Source organism: Glycomyces harbinensis (assembly GCF_900101745.1).
In the GTDB taxonomy this organism is placed as follows: Bacteria; Actinomycetota; Actinomycetes; order Mycobacteriales; family Micromonosporaceae; genus Glycomyces; species Glycomyces harbinensis.
This window is the reverse complement of sequence record NZ_FNAD01000007.1, coordinates 1-22,687: the sequence shown is the minus strand read 5'-3', so window position 1 is coordinate 22,687 and position 22,687 is coordinate 1. Positions and strand designations below refer to the sequence as shown.

The window sequence follows — 22,687 nt, the reverse complement described above, 5'->3', positions numbered from 1 at the left end:
GCGCGTCGGCGAACCGAGGGGTTCGCCGACGCGCCTCATGGAAGTTCGGGCACGTGGCAGTCGGCGAGGTGGTCGTCGACCATCCCGATCGCCTGCATCATCGCGTAGGCCGTGGTCGGCCCGACGAACCGCAAGCCCTGCTTCTTGAGCGCCTTCGACAGCGCGGTGGACTCCGGGGTCACCGCGGGGATGTCCGCGAGCAGTTTCGGGCGCCGGCGCCGCTCGGGCGCGAAGGACCACACGAACGCGCTCAGCCCGCCGTCGAGTTCCCTTGCGGCCTTGGCGTTCGCGATGGTGGCGGCGATCTTGGCGCGGTTGCGGACGATCCCGGGGTCCTGGAGCAGCCGCTCGGCGTCGTCGTCGGTGAACTCGGCGACCTTCGCGATCCGGAAGTCCGCGAACGCCTTGCGGAAGGCGTCCCGCTTGCGCAGGATCACCAGCCACGACAGGCCCGACTGGAAGGCCTCCAGGCTGACGCGCTCGAACAGGGCGTCGTCGCCGCGGATCGGCCGCCCCCACTCGCCGTCGTGGTACTCCCGGTAGATCTCCGGATCGGTCCCCCACGGGCACCTCGCCAGACCGTCTTCACTCGACTTCACGGCATCGCCCACTGCTGCCTCCCCCGCCTCGCGATCGTCGCGCCGAGCCTACGCGAGGGCACCGACAATCCCGATCACACTCCACGACGCCGATCGACTATTGCAAGATACTTGCAATAAGATGGGGCGACTCGATTCCCTCGAAGGAGCCCTCATGTCGACCGACAACCCCGCCGGCCACTCGATCCCCGACCTCGTCATGGCCTGGGGCCGCGGCCGCGCCGTCTCGCGCGTCACCCCGCAGCCGGTCCCCGTGCCCGGCGGCTTCGCGGTCCCCGTCGGTGCGCCCGGCACCGACCTGCGCCAGGTCTTCCACACCTACACCGCCGCGTCCCTCGCCGAGGCCGCCGAGCGCATGGCGGCGCCGGGCCACCAGATCATGATCGCCGGGCCCACCGACGACCTGCGCGACGCCGTCCCCTCGACCTGGACGATGGACGACGCCGGACACCTCATGACCACCGCTTTCAACCCGACCGCCTACGCCGCCCCCGAGGGCTGCCGGCTGAACGTCGAGACCGAAGGGGAGCTCACCGTCGCCCGGGCCTTCCACTTCAACGGCGACCTGGCCGCCTCCGCGAGACTGGGCCGCACCGGCGAGATCGGCGTCTTCGACAAGGTCGTCACCGCCCCTAACCACCAGCGCCGAGGCCTCGGCTCGACCCTCATGCGGGCGCTGTCCACCACCGCGTACCACCTCGGGATGCGGCAGGGTCTCCTGGTCGGCAGCGACGAGGGCCGAGCCCTGTACGAGCACCTGGGCTGGACCTACGTCTCGGACTTCCCCGGAGCACGCAGCAAGAGCGCCTGACCGCGAAAGAGCGGTTAAACCGCTTGCCGCCCAGGCGCCCCGATGCGATCGTGGTGCCCATGAGCACCGCATCCGAGCCCGCTTGGCGCGAGGCCAACCGGGCCATGTGGGACGAGCGCGTCCCCATCCACGCCGCCAGCGCCTTCTACGACCACGACGCCTTCCTCGCCGGGAAGGACACCGTCGCCGGCTTCCAGGCCGACGAGGTCGGCGACGTGACCGGCAAGCGCCTGGTCCACCTCCAGTGCCACATGGGCCAGGACACGCTCTCGTGGGCGCGCCGCGGCGCCGCCCGCGTCGTCGGGCTGGACTTCTCCGCACCGGCGGTCGAGGTCGCCCGGGGCCTGGCCGGCAAGCTCGGCTACGCCGCCGAGCAGGCCGCGTTCGTCGCCGCCGACGTCTACGACGCCCGCACCGCGCTCGGCGGCGAGACCTTCGACGTCGTCTACACCGGCATCGGCGCGCTGTGCTGGCTCCCGGACATCGAGCGCTGGGCCGAGGTCGTCGCCTCGCTCGTCGCACCCGGCGGGTTCCTGTACCTGGCCGAGTTCCACCCGCTGGCGAACGTCCTGGACTGGGGCACCGGCACCCGGTTCGAACGCGACTACCTCAGCCGCGAGCCCGTGGTCTTGGACGAGCCGGGCACCTACGTCGACTTCGCGGCCGAGACCGAGCACAACCTCAGCCACGAGTGGAACCACGCGATCGGCGCGGTGGTCTCGGCGCTGGCCGCGAACGGCCTGCGGATCGAGTTCCTGCACGAGTTCGACTGGACCCTCTTCCAGCATTTCGGGACCCTGGAGCGCGACGGCGGGGCCTTCCGGCAGCCGGAGGGCACGCCGCGGGCGCCGCTGATGTACTCGCTGAAGGCGAGCCGGGCCTGAGCGTCGGTTCAGTGCAGGACGACCAGGCCGGTCTCGCCGAAGAGCGTGGCCGCCAGTGAAGGGCGGTTGCCGGCCTTGACCGGGAGCTTCGCGCCGATCGCGGCGATGGGGCCTTCGACGCGCGCGGGGTCGGGGTGGACCGCTTCGAGGCCGACGAGCGGCACGACCGGCAGGTTCGCGGCCGGGTGCGGGGCCTGGGCCCAGTCGATGAGGAACGGGACGAGTCCGGAGTGGCCCCGTTCGCGGTCGAGGGTGAGCCGCCAGGAGAGGTGGTCGCCCGAGGGGGTCCGCCGCGACATCTCCCAGGGCTCGCCGGGGTCGTAGCCGGCCTCGCGGGCGGCGTCGACCGCGGCGTCGATGCCCTCGACGCGCACCGCCCAGGTGACGAGGCGGGCCTCGGTGAGGACGTCGATCCCGAAGGGCCGCGGGGCCTCCGGGGTGCCCTGTTCGGGGTCGGGTCCGACGATCTCGAGGTAGGCGCCGTCGCCGAGGCCCAGCAGGAAGTTCCTGGTGCCGAGTCCGGTGTGGACGCCGCCGGGGACGGGTCGCGTCCCGGTGAGGCGCTGGACTTCGGCCACGGTGGCCGCGAGGTCGGGCGTGGCGAGGACGAGGTGGTCGAGTGAGGACATGTGGCGCAGTCTAGTCACGCTGGGCCACAGTAGTAACGGGCATCCCTGTTCACGCAGGTCGCGTCAGCGCCTCGGGTCGGTCAGGTCCTGGAGGAGTTCGTTCTCGGTGTCGTTGAGCACCCGCTCGGCGGCCTCGCGCGCTTCGCTCCCGCCCGGCTCGTAGTCGACGCGGCACCCGTCGGGAGTGTAGGAGGCGTCCGGCGCGGGCGGCTCGGTGTCGCGGCGCATCAGGTCGCCGATGCCGTTCTCCAGCAGGCCGAAGGCGTGGTGGGCGGCGGCGAACGCCTGCCGGCGGATGTCCTCGATCGGGTCGCCGTTGAGCATCCGCCTGACGTTGAGCTCGACGAGGATGTACTGGGTGTGCAGCAATTGGGCGCCGACCAGCCGCGAGGTCAGCTGCGAGTACCCCTCGGCCATGAGTTCCTCGGAGAGTTCGATCGAGGAGCGGCGGCGGTAGTCCATGGCGCTGATCATGAGGACGGGCGTGGCGATGAGGAGGCGCTGGATCTGAAGGAACAGCGGACTGTCGCTCATGCCGACCTGCGGGGCGTGGCGTTCGAGCAGGTGGAGGAAGTGTTCACGCAGGGCGTCGTGCGGAGTCTGGCCGACGGGGCGCTCGCGCACGATGCGGGCGGCGTCCCCGGTGTGCTGCTTCATGCCGCCGATGACGAGGTCTTCCTTGCTGGGGAAGTAGTTGAAGACCGTGGCCTTGGAGACTTCGGCGGCGGCGGCGATCTCGGCGACGGAGACGTTCTCGTAGCCGCGCTCCTCGAACATCGCGAGCGCGGTCGTCTTCAAGAGGTCCCAGGTCGCGTTCTTCTTGCGGGCTCGCAGGCCGGTGTGTTGCTCCACACCTATAACTATACCAGATCAAAATCTGAACCGAGAAAAACTTTGTACTCGGTCCAAGAGTACTGCTATGCTCGTCCGCATGACAGGAAAACCGCCCTCACCCGTCACCCCACCCGACCGGTTCGGTGCGCCCACCTCTCCCCAGACCGGAGGGCGCTCCGCGCCCGCCACTCCGACCGAACCCCCGACCCCCAAGGGCGCCGGCTCGGAGGCCGACCCCGAGGAGTCCTCGCCCGAAGGACACGTCTTCCGGCTCATCGGCGAATACCTGCGCCCGCACCGCCGCCCCCTGGTCCTCACCGTCGTCTTCCAGATCGTCCAGACGATGGCCACCCTTTACGTGCCCACCCTCAACGCCGACCTCATCAACAACGGCGTCGCCCAAGGCGACACCGACTACGTGCTGCGCCACGGCGGCTTCATGCTCGCCGTCACCCTCGTCCAGATCACCGCCGCCGGCCTCGCCGTCTACTTCGGCGCCAAGGCCGCCATGGCCGTCGGCCGCGACCTCAGGGCCGACCTCTTCGCCCAGGTGCAGCGGTTCTCGGCCGCCGAGATGGACCGCTTCGGCGCCCCCTCGCTCATCACCCGCACCACCAACGACGTCACCCAGATCGTCACGATGCTGGTCATGGCCCTCACGATGCTCCTGACCGCGCCGATCGCCGCCGTCGGCGGCCTCGCGCTCGCCCTGAGCCTCGACGTCCCGATGGCAGGCGTGCTCCTGGCCGCCATGCCCGTCGTCGCCGTCGTCATCTACGGCATCGTCCGCGCGATGATCCCCGCCAGCCGCATCATGCAGCGGTGCATCGACGGCATCAACCAGGTCATGCGCGAGCACATCACCGGCATCCGCGTCATCCGCGCCTTCGTGCGCGACGACCACGAGCAGCGCCGCTTCTCCGATGCCAACGCCGAACTGACCGACGCCTCACTGCGCGTCGGCCGCGTCCAGGCCTTCTTCGGCGCCACCGCCATGGTCTTCGGCAACATCACCGCGATCGCCATCGTCTGGATCGGCGCCGGCCGCATCGCCGACGGCACCCTCCAGATCGGCGACCTCATCGCCTTCCTGACCTACGCCGGACAGATCCTCGGCGCCGTCATGATGTCCATGGGCGTGTTCATGATGCTGCCGCGCGCGAAGGTCGCCGCAGGCCGCATCCGCGAAGTCCTCGACACCGAGCCCGGCATCGCGAACCCGGCCGAACCCGTCACCGAACTCGTCGGCCTCGGCGAACTCGACGTCAAGGGCGTCACCTTCCGCTACGCGGGCGCCGAAGAGGCCGTCCTGCGCGACGTCGACCTGGTCGCGAGGCCGGGCCAGACCACCGCCGTCATCGGCTCCACCGGCTCGGGCAAGACCACCCTGCTCCACCTCATCCCCCGCCTGTTCGACGTCGACGCCGGAGCGATCCGCGTCGACGGCGTCGACCTCCGCGACATGGACCGGGCCCTCATCGCCCGCACCATCGGACTCGTCCCCCAACGGGCCTACCTGTTCTCCGGCACCGTCGGCTCCAACCTCCGCTACGGCGACCCCGACGCGAGCGACGAAGACCTCTGGCACGCACTCGAAGTCGCCCAGGCGGCCGACTTCGTCCACGCCATGGCCGACGGCCTGGACACCGTCATCGGCCAAGGCGGCACCACCGTCTCCGGCGGCCAGCGCCAGCGCCTCGCCATCGCCCGGACCCTCGTGGCCCGGCCCAAGGTCTACCTCTTCGACGACTCGTTCTCCGCGCTCGACACCGCCACCGACGCCGCCCTGAGGGCCGCGCTCGCCACCGAGATCGCCGACGCCGCCCAGGTCATCGTCGCCCAGCGCGTCTCGACCATCCGCGACGCGGACCGCATCGTCGTCCTCGACGCCGGGCGCGTGGTCGGCACCGGCACCCACGAGGAGCTCCTGGCGACCAACCCGGTGTACCACGAGATCGTCACTTCCCAACTCACCCTTCAGGAGGCGCTGTGACCATGCGCGGACCCGCCGGCATGGGAGTGCCGGCGCTCAAGAAAGCCGACGACTTCCGCGGCACCGTGCGGCGCATCCTCGAACTGCTGCGGCGCGACGGCTTCCGCCTGGCCTCGGTGATCGGCTTCGGCGTCCTCATGGTGTGCGGGATGCTCTCGATCCCCACCGTCCTCGGGCGCGCCACCGACCTCGTCATCGAAGGCGCGAGCGCGGGCGACCTCGACTTCGCGGCGCTCGCCCGGATGCTCGGGCTGGCCGTCGTGCTGGCGCTGGCGACCTTCGTGATCACCGTCTCCAACGGGCGCACGATTGCGAAGATGGCCCAGCAGATGGCCTTCGACCTGCGCGCCGAGGCCGACCGGAAGGTGTCCTCGCTCCCGCTGCGCTACTTCGACTCCCGGTCGCGCGGCGAGGTGCTCTCGCGGGTCACCAACGACATCGACAACCTGACGCAGACGGTGGGCCAGGTGACCCAGCGGGTCGTGCAGGGCCTGCTGTTCCTCGTCGGCGTCCCGATCATCATGCTCACGATCTCGCCGCTGCTCACGCTCGTCGTGGTCCTGACGCTGCCGCTGACGGTGCTGGCGACCAGGATGATCGGCAAGCGCAGCCAGCCGCGGTTCGCCGAGCAGTGGGCGACCACGGGCAAGCTCAACGGGCACGTCGAAGAGATGATCACCGGCCATCAGCTGGTGACGCTGTTCGGGCGCCAGGCCCAGGGCGCCGCGACGTTCAAGCGGCACAACGAGGAGCTGTACGACAACACCGTGCGCGCGCAGTGGGTGGCGGGCCTGCTCGGCCCGGCGATGGCGTTCCTCGGCTCGGTGACCTATGTGCTGGTGGCCGTGGTCGGCGGGCTCCAGGTGGCCGCCGCGGTGCTCACCTTCGGCCAGATCCAGGCGTTCATCCAGTACACGGGCCAGTTCTCGAACCCGCTGAACATGCTCGCGGCGATGTTCGGGCAGATCCAGTCGGCCGTCGCCTCGGGCGAGCGCGTCTTCGAGTTCCTCGACGCCGAGGAGCAGTCCCCGGACCCGCTGCCGGCCGGCGACGGCGCCTTCGCGGCCGTCGACGGCCGGGTCGCGTTCGAGGACGTGTCGTTCCGCTACCTGGAGGACGAGCCGCTGATCGAGCACCTGTGGCTGTCGGCCGAGCCGGGCCAGTCGGTCGCGATCGTCGGTCCCACGGGCGCGGGCAAGACGACCCTGGTGAACCTGCTCATGCGGTTCTACGACCTCGACGCGGGGCGCATCACCGTGGACGGCGTCGACGTCTCCACCGTGGAGCGCGAGCGCCTGCGCCGGCGCATCGGCATGGTCCTCCAGGACACGTGGCTCTTCGACGGCACCATCGCGGAGAACATCGCCTACGGCAGGCCCGAGGCGACCCGCGAGGAAGTGGTGGCCGCGGCCTCGGCGGCCCACGCCGACCACTTCATCCGCACCCTCCCCGACGGCTACGACACCGTCGTCGGCGCCGAGGAGGGCAGCCTGAGCGCGGGCGAGCGCCAGTTGGTGACGATCGCGCGGGCGTTCCTGATCGACCCGTCGATCCTGATCCTCGACGAGGCGACCAGCTCGGTGGACACCCGCACCGAGATGCTGGTCCAGCAGGGCATGATCGCCCTGCGCCAGGGCCGCACGAGCTTCGTGATCGCCCACCGCCTCTCCACGATCCGCGACGCCGACCTGATCGTGGTGATGGAGCACGGCCACGTGGTCGAGCAGGGCGACCACGAGGCGCTGCTGACCTCCGGGGGCGCCTACGCGCGCCTCTACGAGGCCCAGTTCGCCCAGCCGGCGGTCGAAGAGGAGGACCCGGCCGCCCCGACCCGACCCTGACCCGGGAAGCCCTGAAGAGGAAACCAGGCCCCGTGAACGCAGGTCCGCCAGGACGACGCCCCCTGGCGGACCTGCGCTTTTACGCGCTTCCAGCGCAGCCCGGAAAATTCTTCGAAGAAATCTGCGAATCTGGTGCCGCACGATGTCGAGAACCGGGGACCGGCGCCGTCCCAGGCATGTCGGCGGCGCAACGAGCCGCCCGAACACGGAGGAAGTCATCATGGCGAAGTACCTGTTGCTCAAGCACTACCGCGGCGGACCGAAGCCGCACCCCAACGCCGAGGCGTTCATGGACCAGTGGACTCCCGAGGAGATCGCGGCCCACATCGCGTTCATGGGCAAGGTCGCCGACGACCTGAGCGCCAGGGGCGAATACGTGGACGGGCAGGCGCTCGCCCCCGACGGCGAGTTCGTGCGCTACGACGGCGAAGGCCGGCCGCCGGTCACCGACGGGCCGTTCGCCGAGACCAAGGACCTCATCGCGGGGTGGATGATCATCGACGTCGACTCGAAGGAGCGGGCCTACGAGGCCGCCGCGTACCTGTCCTCGGCGCCCGGCAAGGACGGCAAGCCGCTGCACGAGTGGCTGGAGGTCCGGCCGTTCCTGACCGAGCCGCCGGTCGTGGAGTAGTCCGGTCCCGATGATCGGCGAACACCTCTTGCGGGATCTGAGCCCGCAGGTCCTGAGCGTCCTCGTCCGCCGCGGAGCCGACTTCGCGGCGGCCGAGGACGCCGTGCAGGACGCGCTCATGGAGGCCGTGCGGCGCTGGGAGGGCGGGATGCCCGACGAGCCCAAGGGGTGGCTGGTCACCGTGGCCTGGCGCAAGTTCCTGGACGCGCGCCGATCGGCGTCGGCCCGGGCGATGCGCGAGGTCGCGGTGACGCACGAACCGGCCCCCGGTCCTGCCGGGCAGGCGGACGACACGCTGCTGCTCCTGAGCCGCTGCTGCCATCCCGCGCTCAGTCCGGCCTCCGCGATCGCGTTGACGCTCCGCGCGGTCGGCGGCCTGACGACGGCGCAGATCGCCAGGGCGTTCCTCGTCCCCGAATCGACCATGGCCCAACGCATCTCGCGCGCCAAGCGGACCCTTGCCGGGGAGCGGTTCGAGCGGCCCGGCGACGTGCGGGCCGTGCTGCGCGTGCTGTACCTGATGTTCGATCACGGCTTCGGCGGCGCCACCGACCTCGCCGCCGAGGCGATCCGACTGACCCGGCAGCTCACCGCTTCGGTCCCGCACGATCCCGAGGCGGCGGGCCTGCTCGCCCTGATGCTGCTGCACCACGCGCGCCGGGCGGCGCGGCTCGACGCGTCGGGCGATCTGGTGCCGCTGGCGCTCCAGGACCGGTCCCGCTGGGACACGGCGATGATCACCGAAGGCGTGGAGCTGCTCCAGGACGCGCTCGCGCGCGATGCGCTCGGCGAGTACCAGGTCCAGGCCGCGATCGCGGCGCTGCACGACGACGCGGCGTCGGCCGATGAGACCGACTGGTCGCAGATCCTGGAGTGGTACGACGAGCTCGTGCGGATCGTCCCGGGCAACCCGGTCGTGGAACTCAACCGCGCGGTCGCCGTCGGCTACGTCGACGGGCCGCTCGCCGGGCTGCGGCAGGTCGAGAAGTTGGACGCGGGGCTGCCGAGGCGCGACGCCGTGGCCGCCTACCTGCACGAGCAGGCCGGGAACGACGGCGAGGCGGCGCGGCTGTACGCGGCCGCGGCCCAGGCCGCGACGAGCAGTGCCGAGATGGCGCACCTGCTCAAGCAGGCGGCGCGCCTGAACCGGCGCGCGCGGCCCGGCGGCGGCCCGTCCGGTACGGGATCAGACGGGCCGGTCGACCGCGACGGGTCCTGAGCCGATGCGCGCCAAGGCCGTGGAGGCCGTCACCGGTGGCCGGTCCGTCTCCGGCGGCCGCCGCGCGTGGTTGGTTGCGGTTGCCGCCCATGGCGTTCGCCGGTCCGGCGGCGACGCCCGGCGGCAGGCGTGGGTTCAGATGGTGGCGGTGTGCCCGTCCGCGATGCGTTCATAGGAGTCGCCGACGAGGTTGGCGAGCATCCGGTCGACCATGGTCAGGCCGGTGTCGCTGAGGATGGCGTCGTGGATGGGGTGGACCATCGGGGCGTCCACGGCCCGGATGTAGTCGACCGCCTCGGCGAGCTTCAGCCACGGCGCGGCGATCGGCGCGAGGAGGAGTCGGACCGGCTCGTCGGGGACCGTGAGGGCGTCGCCGGGGTGGAAGACGCCGTCCACGAGGTAGCCGACGTTCGGGACCACGGGGATGTCGGCGTGGATCTGGGCGTGGTGCCTGCCGATCACCTTCACCTCGGTGCCCGCCGCGGGGATCGCGTCGCCGGCGCTCACCGTCGTGAACGGGAGGCTCCCGAGCACCTCGGACAGCGATGACGGCCCGTAGAGGCGCACCTCGGGCCGGTCCTCGAGGAGGCGCCGCAGCTCGGGGTCGTTGCAGTGGTCGGGGTGCTGGTGGGTGATGAACACGGCGTCGGCGCCGTCGAGGGCCGCGGGGTCGGAGAAGACGCCCGGGTCGATGACGATGACGCCCTCGCCGGTGTCGAAGCGGACGCATGAGTGGCCGAATCTGGTCAGTCGCATGCCTTCCACCGTATGACGCACTGCGGGGTCGGGGCGACGCATCCCGGGATTCACCGGTCCCTTCACGCGCCGTTCGCGGTCAGAGCCGGTCCCTCGCCGCCATGAGGGCGAAGCCGAGGAGGTTCAGGCCCCGCCAGGCGGCCGGGGACGCCGCCCGCGGGTCGCCGGCGGCCAGGCCGATGCCCCAGATTCGGTCGCGCGGGCTGGCCTCGACCAGGACGCGACCGGCGGTGGCGACCAGATAGGCGCGCAGGTCGGGGTGCTGTCCGAACTTCAACTCGTTGCCGCGGGCCACGATGGCGGACCGCTCGGCCTCCCAGACCGCGTGGTCGAAGCCCCGCACCTTCCGGCCGAGCTTCTGGGCCTCGGCCGGGTGCGACGAGGCGAGGATCCGCTCCTCGGCTTCGGCGTCGCCGAACAGGCGGGCCTTGCGCGCCATCATGTAGTGCTCGGCGGAGGCGAACCGGTGCCCGTCCTCGGTGAACGCGACCGGCCACCACTGGCTCAGGCAGCCGCGCCCGATGGTGCCGTCCGCTTCGCGGTCGTGGCCCCAGAAGTGCAGGTACCGCAATGCTCGATCGGCACGTTCGAAGGCCACGGCCTCTTCGACGTCGCGAGGCAGCACAAGGGAATCGGACATGGGGCCACCTTCGCACGGCCGTCCCGGCGGCGCAAGCCGGTTGCGGTCAGAGGAAGACCGTGAAGGTGCCGTAGGCGACGCTGGCGGCGACCGCCCCGGCGCACACCGCGACGGCCAGCGCGGTGAGCGCCCAGTCCCCCGCCGCCATGCGCTGCGTTCTGGCGTGGGTCCTGGGGATCTCGGAGTCGAAGCCGCGCGCGTCCATGGCGGCGGCGAGGCGTCCGGCCCGGCGGATCGCGCCGACCAGGAGCGTGAACATGGTCGAGGCGAACAGGCGGGCGCGCCGCAGCGGGTTCCAGCCGGCTTCGAGGCCGCGGGCGCGGCGCGCGGTGGTGATCTGCTGCCATTCGGCGCCCAGGAGCGGCAGGAGCCGCAGGGCCGCGAGCGCGCCGAGGGTGAAGCGCGCAGGGGCTTTGAGCTGCTGGGTGAGGGCGTCGGCGAGGTCGGTCGGGTCGGTGGTGGCGAAGCCGAGGACGCCGGCGGTGGCGGCGACGCAGACCCTGAGGCCGATGGCGGTGCCGTCGAGGAGGGCGCCGGAGCTGATCTCGACGGGTCCGAACGCGAGAAGGGTGCGGCCGGTCTGCTCGGCGGCGAAGAGGGCGTTGACGACGACGACCGTGCCGGCGGCGAGCCACAGCCAGGCGAGGTGGCGCGCGAGGGCGCGGATGCGGATGCCGCTGAAAGGGATCGCGGCGGCGAGGACGGCGAGGAGGAGCAGCGGGGTCAGCCAGTCGGCGGCCACGAGCGCGGTGGTCGAGACGGCGGCGACCGCGGCGAGTTTCGCGACGGGGTTGACGCGCGCGATGGGCGCGTCGGCGTCGCAGACGGGCGCGAGGGTCAGCACGGGCCCCTCCGGTGGGACAGGGCCGGTACACGGAACGCGGCATTCTGGTGCCCGGTGATCATTCGGCCGCTCCTTCCGCGAGGCGGCCGCCGCGGAGGACGAGTTCGCGTCCGGCGAGGGCCGCGGCGAAGTCGCGGTCGTGCGTGACCGCCAGGAGCGCGGTGCCCTCGTCGCGGATGTCGGCGGTGAGGTCGACCAGTTCACCCCAGGTGCGGCGGTCCTGGCCGAAGGTCGGCTCGTCCAGGAGCAGCACGTCAGGGGCGGCGGCGAGGGCGCCCGCGACGGACAGTCGCCGGGCTTCGCCGCCCGAGAGCGTGTGTGGATTCGCTTCGGCCAAGGGCGCCAAGCGGAGTCGGTCGAGCAGTTCGGCGACGCGGGCGGCGGTCCGGTCGGCGGGCCAGCCGGCCTGGCGGGGTCCGAAGGCGAGTTCGTCGCGGACCGTGGGCGTCACGAACTGGTGTTCGGGGTCCTGGAACACCGAGCCGACGCGGGTGGCCAGGCGCCGCGCCGGGAGCCGGTGGAGGGGGCGCGCCTCGCCGGGGACGGTGGCCACGCCGCTCGTGGGTCTGGCGAGGCCGCCCGCGAGGAGCGCGAGGGTGGACTTGCCCGAGCCGTTGGGTCCGGTGACGGCGACGAGTTCGCCTCGGCGCAGCGCGAAGGTGACGTCGTCGAGGGCGGGGCGGTCGGCCCCGGGGTAGGCGAGGGTGAGTCCGTCGCCGCGCAGGGCGACGTCGCCTGCCGTCCCGGCCGGCCGTGACGGCAGCGGCACCCCGGGCACCCAGACGCCCTGGGCGGCAAGGCTCTCGCCGTGCTCGGCCAGGACCGCCGCCGCGGGCCCGTCGGCGATGAGGGTGCCGCCGGGGCCGAGGGCGATGACGCGGTCGACCAGGTCGAGGATGTCGGCGACGCGGTGCTCGACCACGATCATGGTCGCCTCGGAGTCCGCCAGCGCGTACCGCAGCGCCTCGCGGACGTCTTGGGCGCCTTCGGGGTCGAGGTTCGCGGTCGGCTCGTCCAGGAGGATCAGGTCGGGGCGGCGGGCGAGGACCCCGGCGAGGGCGAGGCGCTGCTGCTCGCCGCCGGAGAGCGCGTGCGTGGGGCGGTCGGGGCCGTAGGGGAAGCCGACCGCTTCGAGGGCGGCGTGGACGCGCGGCCAGATCTCGCCGGGGGGCACGGCCTGGTTCTCCAGGCCGAACGCGACGTCGTCGCCGCTGCGGGCCATGACCAGCTGCGACTCGGGGTCCTGGAAGAGGAGGCCGACGCGGGCCCGCTGGTCGGCGGCGGGCTTGCCGTCGATGAGGACCTCGCCGTCCTGCTCGCCGGAGTCGTCGGTGAGGAGCCCGGCGAGCGCGGCGAGCAGGGTGGACTTGCCCGACCCCGAAGGGCCGAGCAGGAGCACCCGCTCGCCGGGCTCGACGCGCAGGTCGACGCCCGCGACCGCCTGGGCTCGGCGTCCGGCGTGGCGCCAGGCGAAGCCGCGGAACTCGACCGGGACCATCGGGTCAGATCCGGGCCCGTTCGCGCCCGGCCGGGAACCGGTCGAGGGCGCCGGTGGGAAGCATGGCCTTGACCAGGGCTTTCGAGCCGAGGCCGGCGACGATCGCGCCCGAGAGCATCGCGAAACCGATGTAGGGGACCTTGAAGGCCCACAGGTCGTAGGTGGGGTAGTAGGCGAAGACGTCGAAGAGGGTGGCGCCGACGCAGGCGAGGGCGCCCGCGGCGACGGCGGTGAGGGTGCCGTAGCGGCGGTACCGTCCGGCCGCGAAGGCGAGTTCGCCGCCGAGACCCTGGATCAGGCCCTGGTAGATGACGAAGAAGCCCCAGAGGGAGCCGAGGAGGGCCGAGACCGTCGCCGCGAGGGCTTCGGTAAGCAGGCCGGCGCCGGCGCGGCGGACGATGAGCGGGGCGAGGACTGCGGGGATGAGCCAGACGCCGTAGAGGATGCCGTTGAGCGGGGGCAGGAACTCGAGGGCGGGCGAGAGTCCGGCCCAGACGAAGTTCCAGGCCCAGAAGACGACGCCGAAGGCGACGGCGAGGACGGCGCAGGTGAGGATGTCGACGGTGCGCCAGCGGCCGGGGGCGTTGAGGGAGGTGCTGTCGGGCATGGGCATGCCTTTCACGAAATCGGGGACACGTCGCGACAGCGGTCGACGAACGACTTCCTACGCCGGTATTACCCGGATCAGGTGTGAGGGTCTGCGGTCGGTTCCGCACTCTCAGCCAATCGGCTCCCCTGTCTGGTTCGACGTTAACACCAAGTGGTGCGCCGGTAGCCGCTGCGCGGGGCCGGAGGTGGCCGGGAACGCGCGGGAGCGGGCGCGGGCGGGGCCGGCGCTGGCCGTAGATTTCCGGGATGACCACTGAACGGGATTGGGAGCTGGTGCGCCGGGTCGTGGACGCGCTGCCGGAGGGCACCTGGACGTCGTACGGGGATCTGGCCGAGTTGATCGGGACCGGGCCGCGGCAGGTGGGGGCGTTCATGAAGGACGACGGCGGGGTGGCGAAGGCGTACCGGGTGCTGACGGCGGGCGGGACGGTGTCGGAGGGTTTCCGCTGGTCCGACGGGCGCAGCGGCCGGGACGTGCCCGACCTGCTGCGCGACGACGGCGTCACGGTGAGCGCCAAGGGCAGGGCCGACCGGAGCCAGCGCATGTCGGTCTACGACCTGAAGCTCCTGGCGGCCGAGCTCGACGACGGTCCGGGAGTCGAAGGCGACGACTTCGAGGATGAATTCGAAGGCGACTTCGACCGGGACTGAGCGTCACACCGCGACAGTGATCACCGGAGATATCCACAAATATCGTGATATTCCCGGTCTAAGGGACCCCTGGTGCAAAAATACCCGCCGGGTACGACATCAGTGCAGATCCGAGTCCGGCTCAGTATGCCGCCAGGCGGTGAACGCGACCGTCAGGCCCGCCCGGCTCGGGGCGCAGCAGTAGGGCCCGGCCTTGGCGGCGGCGTCCGGGTCGAGCGGGGCCAGGCGCACCAGGCGCCACGGCTCCTCCTCGACGCGGGCGCGGATGACGACCGCGTCGCGCATCCGGGTGACCCGGATGGTGACCTCGCGCCCGGCCCACTCGGGCACCGGCGCCGTCGACCAGTCGGACTTGCCGTCGGTCACCACGGCGCCCAGTTGCAGTGCGCCGTCGGCGAACTCGACGCCGGTCTTGATCCAGTGCTCGGCGTCGACGCGGACCACCAGCCCGGCCTGGTCGAACTGGGCGTCGAGTGCGGCGACGAAGCTCACCTCGATCGCCCGCTCGGGGTTCCAGGCCTCCAGGAGCGCGTGCTCGTCGTCGTGCACGAAGCCGTAGCAGGTGTGCCGCCACGCGTCGCTGCCTTCGGCCGCGGTCACGAGCAGGCGTCCGTCCTGCTCCTCCTCCGCCGCGACGGGCAGGGTGGTCCAGGCGCCTGACTTCCAGGGGATGTCGATCGGTGCGTCAATGTCCATCGTTCCGAGCGTAGCGGTGTCGGCACCTGTCACACCAGTGCGGTAGAACGGTGCATATGTCACCGAGCACCGAGCAGACGCCGCCAGAAGCTTCCGGGACGCTCCGCGAGGAGGCCGAGGCCCTGCTGCGGGCCCTCGCGGGCGAGCACGCGCGGCTGCGCGAGGACCAGTGGCGGGCCATCGAGGCCCTCTGCGATGCCGACGACGCGGGCCGCCGCGTGCTCCTGGTGCAGCGCACCGGCTTCGGCAAGTCCGCCGTCTACTTCACCGCCACCGCGCTGCTGCGCCGCCGCGGCGCCGGCCCCACCGTGATCGTCTCCCCGCTCCTGGCGCTCATGCGCAACCAGATCGACGCCGCCCGGCGCGCGGGCGTGCGCGCCCGCACCATCAACTCCGCCAACCCCGAGGACTGGGACGCCACCGCCGAGGCCATCGCCGAGGACGCCGTCGACGTGCTGCTCATCAGCCCCGAGCGGCTCAACAACCCGGCGTTCCGCGACTACCAGCTGCCGAAGCTCGCCGCCGGGTGCGGGATGCTCGTGGTCGACGAGGCCCACTGCATCTCCGACTGGGGGCACGACTTCCGCCCCGACTACCGGCGCATCGCCACCTTCATCGAGGACCTGCCCGGTACCGTCCCGGTCCTGGCCACCACGGCCACCGCGAACGCCCGCGTCTCCGACGACATCGCCGAGCAGCTCGACAAGCCGGGAGCCTCCACGCTGGTGCTGCGCGGCAGCCTCGACCGCGAGTCGCTGCGCCTGTCCGTCGCCGACCTGCCCGACAACGCCCACCGGCTCGCCTGGCTCGACGAGCAGCTGCCGCGCTTCGACGGTTCGGGGATCGTCTACACGCTCACCGTCGCCGCCGCCGAGGAGGTCAGCGACTACCTCGGCTCGCGGGGCCACGCGGTCGCCTCCTACACCGGCCGCACCGAGGGCGCCGACCGCCTCGAACGCGAGGAGGCCCTGCTCGGCAACAAGCTCAAGGCGCTCGTGGCGACCAGCGCCCTGGGCATGGGCTTCGACAAGCCCGACCTCGGCTTCGTCGTCCACTTGGGGGCGCCGTCGTCGCCGGTGGCGTACTACCAGCAGATCGGCCGCGCCGGGCGCGCCAGGGACCGCGCCGAGGTGGTGCTGCTGCCCGGCAGCGAGGACCGGGCGATCTGGGACTACTTCGGGTCGCTGTCGTTCCCCGCCGAGGAGGCGGTGCGCCGCACGCTCGACGTGCTCGCGGCCGAGGGCCGGGCCCTGTCGACCGCGGCACTGGAGACGCGGGTCGACCTGCGCCGCACCAGGCTCGAGATGATGCTGAAGGTCTTGGACGTGGACGGCGCGGTCCGCCGCGTCAAGGGCGGCTGGGAGTCCACGGGGCAGCCGTGGGTCTACGACGCGGAGCGGTACGCGAAGGTGGCCACGGCGCGGCAGCACGAGCAGCGGCGGATGCTCGCGTACGAGGCGACCGACCGGTGCCGCCTGGAGTTCCTGCGCACCGAGCTCGACGACGCCGAGGCCGTGCCGTGCGGGCGCTGCGACAACTGCACCGGCACCCGCGCCGCGGCCGGCGTCTCGTCCGAGGCGGCCGAGGGCGCGGCGGCGGCGCTGTCGAAGCCGGGCGTCGCGGTCGAGGCGAAGCGCATGTGGCCCACGGGGTTGCAGGCGATCGGGATCGACTTGAAGGGGAAGATCCCGGCCGATCGCAGCGCCGAGCCGGGCCGGGCGCTGGCGCGGCTGTCGGACATCGGCTGGGGCGGGCCGCTGCGCGCGCTCCTGTCCGACGGGTCCGACCGGGAGGTCCCCGGCGACGTGTTCGCGGCGGTGGTGAAGGTCCTGGCGTCCTGGGACTGGACCGAGCGGCCCTCGGCGGTGGTGTCGATGGGGTCGACGACGCGTCCGCGCCTGGTGAACGGGCTGGCCGAGCGCATCGCGGGCCTGGGCCGGATGGAGTACCTGGGGGCGCTGGGCCGCGCGCCCGGCGCGGTGGCGGGCGCGCACCGGGCCAACAGCGCGCAGCGGCTCCAGCAGGTCCTGGGCGCGTTCACCGTGGACTTCCCGGTGCCTGCGGCGAGCATCCTGCTGGTGGACGACGTGCGCGACTCGGGATGGTCGACGACGGTGGCCGCCATGCGGTTGCGCGAAGCGGGGGCCACGGCGGTCCACCCGCTCACGCTCGCGCTGCAGGCGTGAAGCCCGTCTGGGGACGGAACGCCGTGGTCGACCCGGCGTTCGCTGTCCTGCCGGACCGCTGGTCCTGACCGGCGAACGCCGACGGGCCCGACCGTGATGCGGTCGGGCCCGTCGGCGTCGTGTCCACGGTTTCGGACCCGAACCGTCGTGTTCGGCCGGCTCGGCGTCCGCGCCTACAGTGCCGCGAGCAGGGTCGGGAAGTAGCCGTCGCGGTGGCCGAGGGCGTTGGGGTGGTAGGGCACTTCGAGGACGGTGAAGCCGTGGAGCCACGGCGTCCTCGCGCAGATCCCGTGGTCGGCGAAGGCGTCCCGCACATCCACATAGGTGAACCCGTGGTTCTCGGCGGCCGCCTCGATGACCGAGGAGAGCAGGTCGGCGCCCTCGTTCATGGCCCGCTGCTCGGCGATGCTGATCTGCCCGAAGGCGTCGCAGGTGTTCCTCGCAGCGAACAGGCGCGGGTAACCGGTCACGTAGACCTCGGCGTCGGGCGCGCGGTCGCTGATCGCGTCGTAGACGGCCGCGAGCTTCGCGGGCAGCTCCTCGGTGGCCTTGCGCTCGGCCTCCTCGATCTGAGGGGTGCAGTTCTTGAACGGGGTGATGCACGCGGTGATGGCGCCGGTCCAGCCGATGTCGTTGCCGCCGATGCCGATCGTGACCAGGTCGGTGTCCTCGTCGAGGGCGTCGACCTGGTCGGCGAGCACGTCGTCGGTGGTCGCGCCGCCGCACGCGGCGAACGTGAGCTCGGCGTCCAGCTCCTCGGCGAGCAGCGAGGGGTGCGCCTTCTCGGAGCGCTGGCACAGCAGGTCGGTGTAGGGGCCGGCACCTGAACCCGAGGAGTAGGAGTCGCCGAGGGCGACGTAGTCGAGGGGCTCGGATTGGGCCTGGGCCGCCGCGGGGACGAGGAGGAGCGCGGCGAGTGGGGCGACGGCGAGGGTCGCTGCTCTGCGGAGTCGGCGCATGGGGGGAGTCCTTTGCGTGTCGTCGTTGACTTGCCCCATATTGTGAACTCGCCGGTAACTTATGGGGAACCCCTACACCATCACAAATCGGGAACTTTACATATATCGTTCCCCGTTCGCCGCGTTCGACTCCGGGCGGCGGCGTCGGCGGGGCGGACCCGCCGCCCCGCCGCGAGCCGGGTCTAGAGCGCCCTGGAGATCGCCGGGAAGTAGCCGTCGGAGTGGCCCAGAGCGTTCGGGTGGTAGGACTCCGCGAACGGGTGCCGCAGGCCGTGGACGTACTCGACGTCGTCGCACACCGCGTGCCCGGCGAAGTCCTCCCGGACGTCCACATAGGTGAACCCGTGCTCGGCCGCCTCGGCCGCGATCGTCTCGCCCAGCAGGTCGGCGGCCCGGTTCATGCGCCGCTGCTCGCTCACCGAGGTCTGGCCGAAGGCGTCGCACTCGTCGGTCTCGTTGAACAGCCGCGGGTAGCCGAGCACGAAGACCTCGGCGGCGGGGGCGCGGTCGCCGATCGCGCCGTAGACGCCGTCGAGCAGGCCGGGCAGCTCGGTGCGGGCGCGGGCCTCGGCGGCCTCGATGTCGTCGGTGCACTTCGTGAACGGCGTGATGCAGGCCCTCACGGCCTCGGCCCAGTCGATGTCGTTGCCGCCGATGGTGACCGTGACCAGGTCCGTCTCCTCGTCGAGCGATCCGAGCTGCTGGGCGAGCAGGTCCGCCCCGGTGGCCCCGGAGCAGGCCGCGAAGGTCAGGTCCGCGCCGGTCCCGGCGGCGAGCAGCCGCGGGTAGGCCAGGTTCGAGCGCAGGCACTCCTGGTCGAAGTACTCCCCCGCGCCGGCCCCGGACGAGTACGAGTCGCCGAGCGCGACGTAGTCGAGCGGTGCCGGTGCCGCCTGGGCGGTCGCGGGGAGGAGGACGAGCGCGGCGGACGCGGCGAGAGCGGCGGCCGAAAGGCGGGCAGGGATCATGCGGGCTCCGTTCCGAATCGGTTCGTTGGGAACTGTAGGGCCCGATCAGGTACAGAGCGGCGAAATTCGCCATAGACGGTGAGAACTGTCGGTTACGCGACGAATCATGCGGCGGTGCAGAAGGCGCGCGGCAGGGGGAAAGCGGCGCGACCGCTGCGCGACTCCCCTAGTCTGAAGAGATGGCTGAACCCACGGCACCGCGGCGCCAGACCATGTCCGACCAGGCGCTCATCGAAGGCACGGGCGCGAACTGGCAGACCTGGCTGGAGCTCCTCGACGAGCGGGGCGCGGCCGGCCTCGGCCACACCGCCATCGCGCAGATGCTGGTGCGCGAGTTCGAGATCGACGGCTGGTGGGCCCAGTCCATCACCGTCGGGTACGAGCAGGAGCGCGGCCTGCGCGAGCCGGGCCAGCGCCCTGACGGCACCTTCAGCGCCAGCGCGTCCAAGACGCTGGACCTGTCGATCGGCGCGGCCTTCGAGCAGGTGGCCGACGCCGACGTGCGGGCCCGGTGGCTGCCCGATCTCGAACTGTCCCAGCGCAGCGCGTCGCCGCCGAAGTCGGTGCGGTTCGACGCCTCGGACGGCACCCGGATACTGGTGAACCTGTCCGCCAGGGGCGGCGAGAAGACCGCTGTGCAGGTCGAGGTCGCGAAGCTGGCGTCGGCCGAGGAGTCCGCGGCGGCCAAGGCCGCGTGGAAGACCCGCCTGGAGCGGCTGGCAGAGGCCGCGCGGGCCTGAGCGCAGCCGCCCTCGGCGGCAGTGGTGTCTAGGGTTTCACGGCCGGGGCCGCGGCGTCGGTGGCTTCCACCGGCGGAAGCGTCGCGTCCTTGTCGCGCCTGCCCCGCGAGCGGGAGACCGCCACGCCCGCCAGCGCCAGGGCGCCGCCCGCGATGGTCAGCCAGGTCGGGATCTCGCTGAGGAACAGCCAGGACATGCCGACGACGATCGCGGGCACCACGTAGGTGGTGGCGCCCATCTTCCCGGCCGAGGTGAACCTGAGGGCGTAACCCCAGGTGAGGAAGGCCAGCGCGGTCGGGAACAGGCCGAGGTAGAGCACGTGGAGCGTCGCGGAGGTCGGGGCGGAGCCCAACTGGGAGAACAGCAGCGGCGCGAACGGCAGGCACAGGACCGCGGCGATGAGGTTGCCGAAGGCGGTGAACTGGAGCGAGGTGCAGTGGCGCAGCGTGGGCTTCTGGACGACGACGCTGATGGCGTAGGTGATGGCCGAGACCAGGCACAGCAGGATGCCGGCGAGCGATCCGGCGCCGTGCTGGGACATCGAGAGGCTCACGACGGCGACGCCGGCGAAGGAGACGGTGATGCCGAGGAACAGGCGGGGAGGGAAGCCCTCCTTGAGGAACCAGCCGCCGAAGAGGGCGATGAGGATGGGGCCGATGTTGACGATGAGCGCGGCGGTGCCGGCGTCGACGAGCTGCTCGCCCCAGTTGAGGGCGACCATGTACACGCCGAACCACAGGACGCCGGAGGTGACGATGCCGGGCCAGGCCTGGCGCTTGGGGAGTCCTTCGCGGCGGACGGCCCAGACGGCGAGGAGGACGACGGCGGCGACGCCGGCGCGGCCGAGGGTGAGCGGTCCGGGGTCGAGGTGCTGCCCGGCGTCGCGGATGGACACGAAGGCGGAGGCCCAGCACAGGACGGTGACGCCGACGGCCAGCGCGGCACGGGTGTTGAATCGCTCGCTCATATCGGCGGACGCTCCTCGGGATGGGCGGCGGCCGTCGTCGGGTGGGCGAGGCGCGCCGCGGGCGGGTCGGCGGTCGGTGCCGTCGTCGGGCCCAACTTAGCACCGGTGTCCGGTTTCGGTTATCCGTTATTCGACTGGGAACCCGGTGGCGGTGTACGGCGTCAGAGGGAAATGATGGGACACATGACATTGAAACGGCTCATCCCGGTCGCGGCGCTGCTGATGCTGGCGGCGTGCGGCCAGGGGGCGGAGTCGGAGGACGCGGGCGGACAGCCCGACGGGGCGGCGTCCGGTGCCGACGACGCGCAGTCGGGCGAGTCGACGGCCCCGGCGGACGGGATCGTGTACCAGGGGGCGCTGACGGTGCTCCAGGGAGTCGAGCGCGACGCCGCGGAGCTGTGCGGGGTGGTCGCGGAGTCGTATCCGCCGCAGTGCGGGGGCCTGCCGGTGACCGGCTGGGACTGGGACGCGGTCGACCACGAGGAGGCCGAGGGGGTCCGCTGGGGCTCGTACATCGTGACGGGCACGTTCGACGGGAAGTCGCTGGTGCTCACCGAGGACCCGGTGCCGACCGAGGAGGTCGACATGGCCGACTACCCGGAGCTGCAGTACTCCGAGCCCGAGATCGGGGACCCGGCCGAGGAGCTGAGCGCGGAGGAGCTGCAGGCGATCGCCGACGAGCTGGTCGAGGAGTTCCCGGTGTACGTGAACGGCGGCTGGGCGGACGAGCAGAACGGGGTGGCGCTGGTGGACACGCTGCTGGTGACCCCTGAGCTGGAGGCTTATGCGGCCGAGCACTTCCCGGAGGACACGGTGGCGTTCGCGGCGATGCTGAAACCGGTAGGGTAGAAACCGGTATCTGCCCTCTCCGTGTGCGGATCGAGAAAGCCGGCGCCGAAGTTGGCATCGCGGTCGGGGTGTGACGCAGAATTGGCGGGCCCGAGCCGTCGACCGAGACGAGGCGGCCGCGCTGGAGCGCGGCAGTTCGGGTCGGAAGTCCGGCGGGCGGATGCCGCGGGCGGCCGCGGCTCGCGGGTGCACTGCGCCCGTCGGCGGCCTGTCGCGCGTCACCACCCGCCCGGCCGGACCGATCGCACACTGAAAGGGAACCTGTGAGCCGAACCGATTTCACCTATGTGGAAAGCGTTAGCCCCGGGAGCGGGCGACGCGATCCGCGGGCGACACCGGCCTCCGACGCCGCCGCGCTCAGCCTCGACGGCGACTGGCGCTTCCGCCTCGGAGCCGGCCTCCACGACACCACCGAGGGCTTCGAGGCCCCCGCCTTCGACGCCGGAGCCTGGGACACCCTCGCCGTGCCGTCGATGTGGCAGATGCACGACCTCAGCGGCGCAGCGCCGTACGGGAAGCCGCAGTACACCAACACGTACTACCCGTTTCCCGTCGACCCGCCCCGGGTCCCCGACGCGAACCCGACCGGCGAGTACCGGCGGACCTTCACCCTCCCCGCCGACTGGCCCGGCACCGGCACGACGCTCCTGCGCTTCGAGGGCGTCGACTCCGCGTTCGCCGTGTGGCTCAACGGGACCCTCCTCGGTGATGGGAAGGGTTCGCGTCTGCCGACCGAGTTCGACGCCACGCCGCTGCTTCGCGAGGGCGAGAACGTGCTCGCGGTGCGCGTGCATCAGTGGTCGGCGGCGTCGTATCTGGAGGACCAGGACATGTGGTGGCTGTCGGGGATCTTCCGACCGGTCACGCTCGTGCACCGCCCCGA

The 22,687-nt window shown here is 71.9% G+C and carries 23 protein-coding genes and 1 riboswitch; of the genes, 11 read left to right on the top strand and 12 right to left on the bottom strand.

The window, feature by feature from the left end; translation table 11 throughout:
* Positions 1 to 35: 35 nt before the first annotated feature.
* Entirely contained in the window at positions 36 to 611 is a 576-nt protein-coding gene (locus BLQ63_RS12985) for a DNA-3-methyladenine glycosylase I (protein ID WP_091035034.1), read from the bottom strand.
* 142 nt (positions 612 to 753) lie between these two features.
* Between BLQ63_RS12985 and BLQ63_RS12980 the strand changes: the two genes are divergently transcribed.
* Entirely contained in the window at positions 754 to 1,410 is a 657-nt protein-coding gene (locus BLQ63_RS12980) for a GNAT family N-acetyltransferase (RefSeq protein ID WP_143014869.1), read from the top strand.
* 59 nt (positions 1,411 to 1,469) lie between these two features.
* Positions 1,470 to 2,294: a class I SAM-dependent methyltransferase gene (locus BLQ63_RS12975; protein WP_091035025.1), complete on the top strand. Its 825-nt coding sequence runs from the start codon at positions 1,470 to 1,472 to the stop codon at positions 2,292 to 2,294.
* 8 nt (positions 2,295 to 2,302) lie between these two features.
* Here BLQ63_RS12975 and BLQ63_RS12970 read toward each other — a convergent pair whose 3' ends face one another.
* Positions 2,303 to 2,923 carry a VOC family protein gene (locus BLQ63_RS12970; RefSeq protein ID WP_091035021.1) on the bottom strand — a complete coding sequence of 207 codons (621 nt, stop codon included), beginning with the start codon at positions 2,921 to 2,923 and terminating at the stop codon, positions 2,303 to 2,305.
* A gap of 63 nt (positions 2,924 to 2,986) precedes the next feature.
* Positions 2,987 to 3,775: a TetR/AcrR family transcriptional regulator gene (locus BLQ63_RS12965; RefSeq protein ID WP_091035009.1), complete on the bottom strand. Its 789-nt coding sequence runs from the start codon at positions 3,773 to 3,775 to the stop codon at positions 2,987 to 2,989.
* 79 nt (positions 3,776 to 3,854) lie between these two features.
* Between BLQ63_RS12965 and BLQ63_RS12960 the strand changes: the two genes are divergently transcribed.
* The 4 genes from BLQ63_RS12960 (at position 3,855) to BLQ63_RS12945 (ending at position 9,441) form a co-directional block, all read left to right on the top strand.
* Positions 3,855 to 5,750 carry an ABC transporter ATP-binding protein gene (locus BLQ63_RS12960; RefSeq protein ID WP_091035936.1) on the top strand — a complete coding sequence of 632 codons (1,896 nt, stop codon included), beginning with the start codon at positions 3,855 to 3,857 and terminating at the stop codon, positions 5,748 to 5,750.
* A gap of 2 nt (positions 5,751 to 5,752) precedes the next feature.
* Positions 5,753 to 7,591, top strand: coding sequence for an ABC transporter ATP-binding protein (locus BLQ63_RS12955; RefSeq protein WP_245680969.1), 1,839 nt, complete (start codon positions 5,753 to 5,755; stop codon positions 7,589 to 7,591).
* A gap of 220 nt (positions 7,592 to 7,811) precedes the next feature.
* On the top strand, positions 7,812 to 8,222 hold the full coding sequence (locus tag BLQ63_RS12950) for a YciI family protein (protein WP_091035004.1): 411 nt from the start codon (positions 7,812 to 7,814) through the stop codon (positions 8,220 to 8,222).
* A gap of 13 nt (positions 8,223 to 8,235) precedes the next feature.
* Positions 8,236 to 9,441, top strand: coding sequence for a DUF6596 domain-containing protein (locus BLQ63_RS12945; RefSeq protein WP_091035929.1), 1,206 nt, complete (start codon positions 8,236 to 8,238; stop codon positions 9,439 to 9,441).
* Between the two features lie 135 nt (positions 9,442 to 9,576).
* Here the strand turns inward: BLQ63_RS12945 and BLQ63_RS12940 are convergent, their stop codons facing one another.
* From BLQ63_RS12940 to BLQ63_RS12920, 5 genes are all read right to left on the bottom strand, one after another.
* Positions 9,577 to 10,197 (bottom strand): MBL fold metallo-hydrolase, encoded by a 621-nt coding sequence (locus BLQ63_RS12940; protein ID WP_091035000.1) that lies wholly within the window; start codon positions 10,195 to 10,197, stop codon positions 9,577 to 9,579.
* A 79-nt stretch (positions 10,198 to 10,276) separates the two neighbouring features.
* A complete protein-coding gene (locus BLQ63_RS12935) occupies positions 10,277 to 10,837 on the bottom strand; it encodes a riboflavin biosynthesis intermediates N-glycosidase (RefSeq protein ID WP_091034996.1) in 561 nt (186 codons plus the stop codon).
* Positions 10,838 to 10,883: 46 nt separating this feature from the next.
* Positions 10,884 to 11,681, bottom strand: a complete 798-nt coding sequence (locus tag BLQ63_RS12930) for an energy-coupling factor transporter transmembrane component T family protein (RefSeq protein WP_091034992.1) — start codon at positions 11,679 to 11,681, stop codon at positions 10,884 to 10,886.
* Between the two features lie 58 nt (positions 11,682 to 11,739).
* The gene (locus BLQ63_RS12925; RefSeq protein ID WP_091034988.1) at positions 11,740 to 13,179 is read right to left on the bottom strand and encodes an ABC transporter ATP-binding protein; all 1,440 of its coding nucleotides are present in this window, start codon (positions 13,177 to 13,179) and stop codon (positions 11,740 to 11,742) included.
* A gap of 4 nt (positions 13,180 to 13,183) precedes the next feature.
* The gene (locus BLQ63_RS12920) at positions 13,184 to 13,786 is read right to left on the bottom strand and encodes an ECF transporter S component (RefSeq protein ID WP_091034984.1); all 603 of its coding nucleotides are present in this window, start codon (positions 13,784 to 13,786) and stop codon (positions 13,184 to 13,186) included.
* Between the two features lie 37 nt (positions 13,787 to 13,823).
* Positions 13,824 to 13,926, bottom strand: a riboswitch (TPP riboswitch).
* Between the two features lie 108 nt (positions 13,927 to 14,034).
* On the opposite strand from BLQ63_RS12920, the gene BLQ63_RS12915 reads away from it, so the two are divergent.
* Positions 14,035 to 14,439: an MGMT family protein gene (locus BLQ63_RS12915; RefSeq protein WP_091034980.1), complete on the top strand. Its 405-nt coding sequence runs from the start codon at positions 14,035 to 14,037 to the stop codon at positions 14,437 to 14,439.
* Positions 14,440 to 14,538: 99 nt separating this feature from the next.
* Here the strand turns inward: BLQ63_RS12915 and BLQ63_RS12910 are convergent, their stop codons facing one another.
* Complete coding sequence (locus BLQ63_RS12910) at positions 14,539 to 15,135, bottom strand: DUF1349 domain-containing protein (protein WP_091034975.1); 597 nt, start codon at positions 15,133 to 15,135, stop codon at positions 14,539 to 14,541.
* Between the two features lie 56 nt (positions 15,136 to 15,191).
* On the opposite strand from BLQ63_RS12910, the gene BLQ63_RS12905 reads away from it, so the two are divergent.
* Entirely contained in the window at positions 15,192 to 17,321 is a 2,130-nt protein-coding gene (locus BLQ63_RS12905) for a RecQ family ATP-dependent DNA helicase (protein WP_091034970.1), read from the top strand.
* A 173-nt stretch (positions 17,322 to 17,494) separates the two neighbouring features.
* Here BLQ63_RS12905 and BLQ63_RS12900 read toward each other — a convergent pair whose 3' ends face one another.
* Complete coding sequence (locus tag BLQ63_RS12900; protein WP_177154919.1) at positions 17,495 to 18,280, bottom strand: SGNH/GDSL hydrolase family protein; 786 nt, start codon at positions 18,278 to 18,280, stop codon at positions 17,495 to 17,497.
* Positions 18,281 to 18,462: 182 nt separating this feature from the next.
* Positions 18,463 to 19,248 (bottom strand): SGNH/GDSL hydrolase family protein, encoded by a 786-nt coding sequence (locus BLQ63_RS12895; RefSeq protein WP_091034960.1) that lies wholly within the window; start codon positions 19,246 to 19,248, stop codon positions 18,463 to 18,465.
* 179 nt (positions 19,249 to 19,427) lie between these two features.
* Here BLQ63_RS12895 and BLQ63_RS12890 point away from each other — a divergent pair, with 179 nt between their 5' ends.
* The gene (locus BLQ63_RS12890) at positions 19,428 to 19,988 is read left to right on the top strand and encodes a hypothetical protein (RefSeq protein ID WP_143014868.1); all 561 of its coding nucleotides are present in this window, start codon (positions 19,428 to 19,430) and stop codon (positions 19,986 to 19,988) included.
* 28 nt (positions 19,989 to 20,016) lie between these two features.
* Here BLQ63_RS12890 and BLQ63_RS12885 read toward each other — a convergent pair whose 3' ends face one another.
* A complete protein-coding gene (locus tag BLQ63_RS12885) occupies positions 20,017 to 20,955 on the bottom strand; it encodes a DMT family transporter (protein ID WP_091034953.1) in 939 nt (312 codons plus the stop codon).
* A 183-nt stretch (positions 20,956 to 21,138) separates the two neighbouring features.
* Here BLQ63_RS12885 and BLQ63_RS12880 point away from each other — a divergent pair, with 183 nt between their 5' ends.
* Both BLQ63_RS12880 and BLQ63_RS12875 read left to right on the top strand, forming a co-directional pair.
* Entirely contained in the window at positions 21,139 to 21,804 is a 666-nt protein-coding gene (locus BLQ63_RS12880; protein ID WP_091034948.1) for a hypothetical protein, read from the top strand.
* 263 nt (positions 21,805 to 22,067) lie between these two features.
* A partial coding sequence (locus tag BLQ63_RS12875; RefSeq protein ID WP_342673937.1) for a sugar-binding domain-containing protein occupies positions 22,068 to 22,687 on the top strand: 620 nt, incomplete at its 3' end.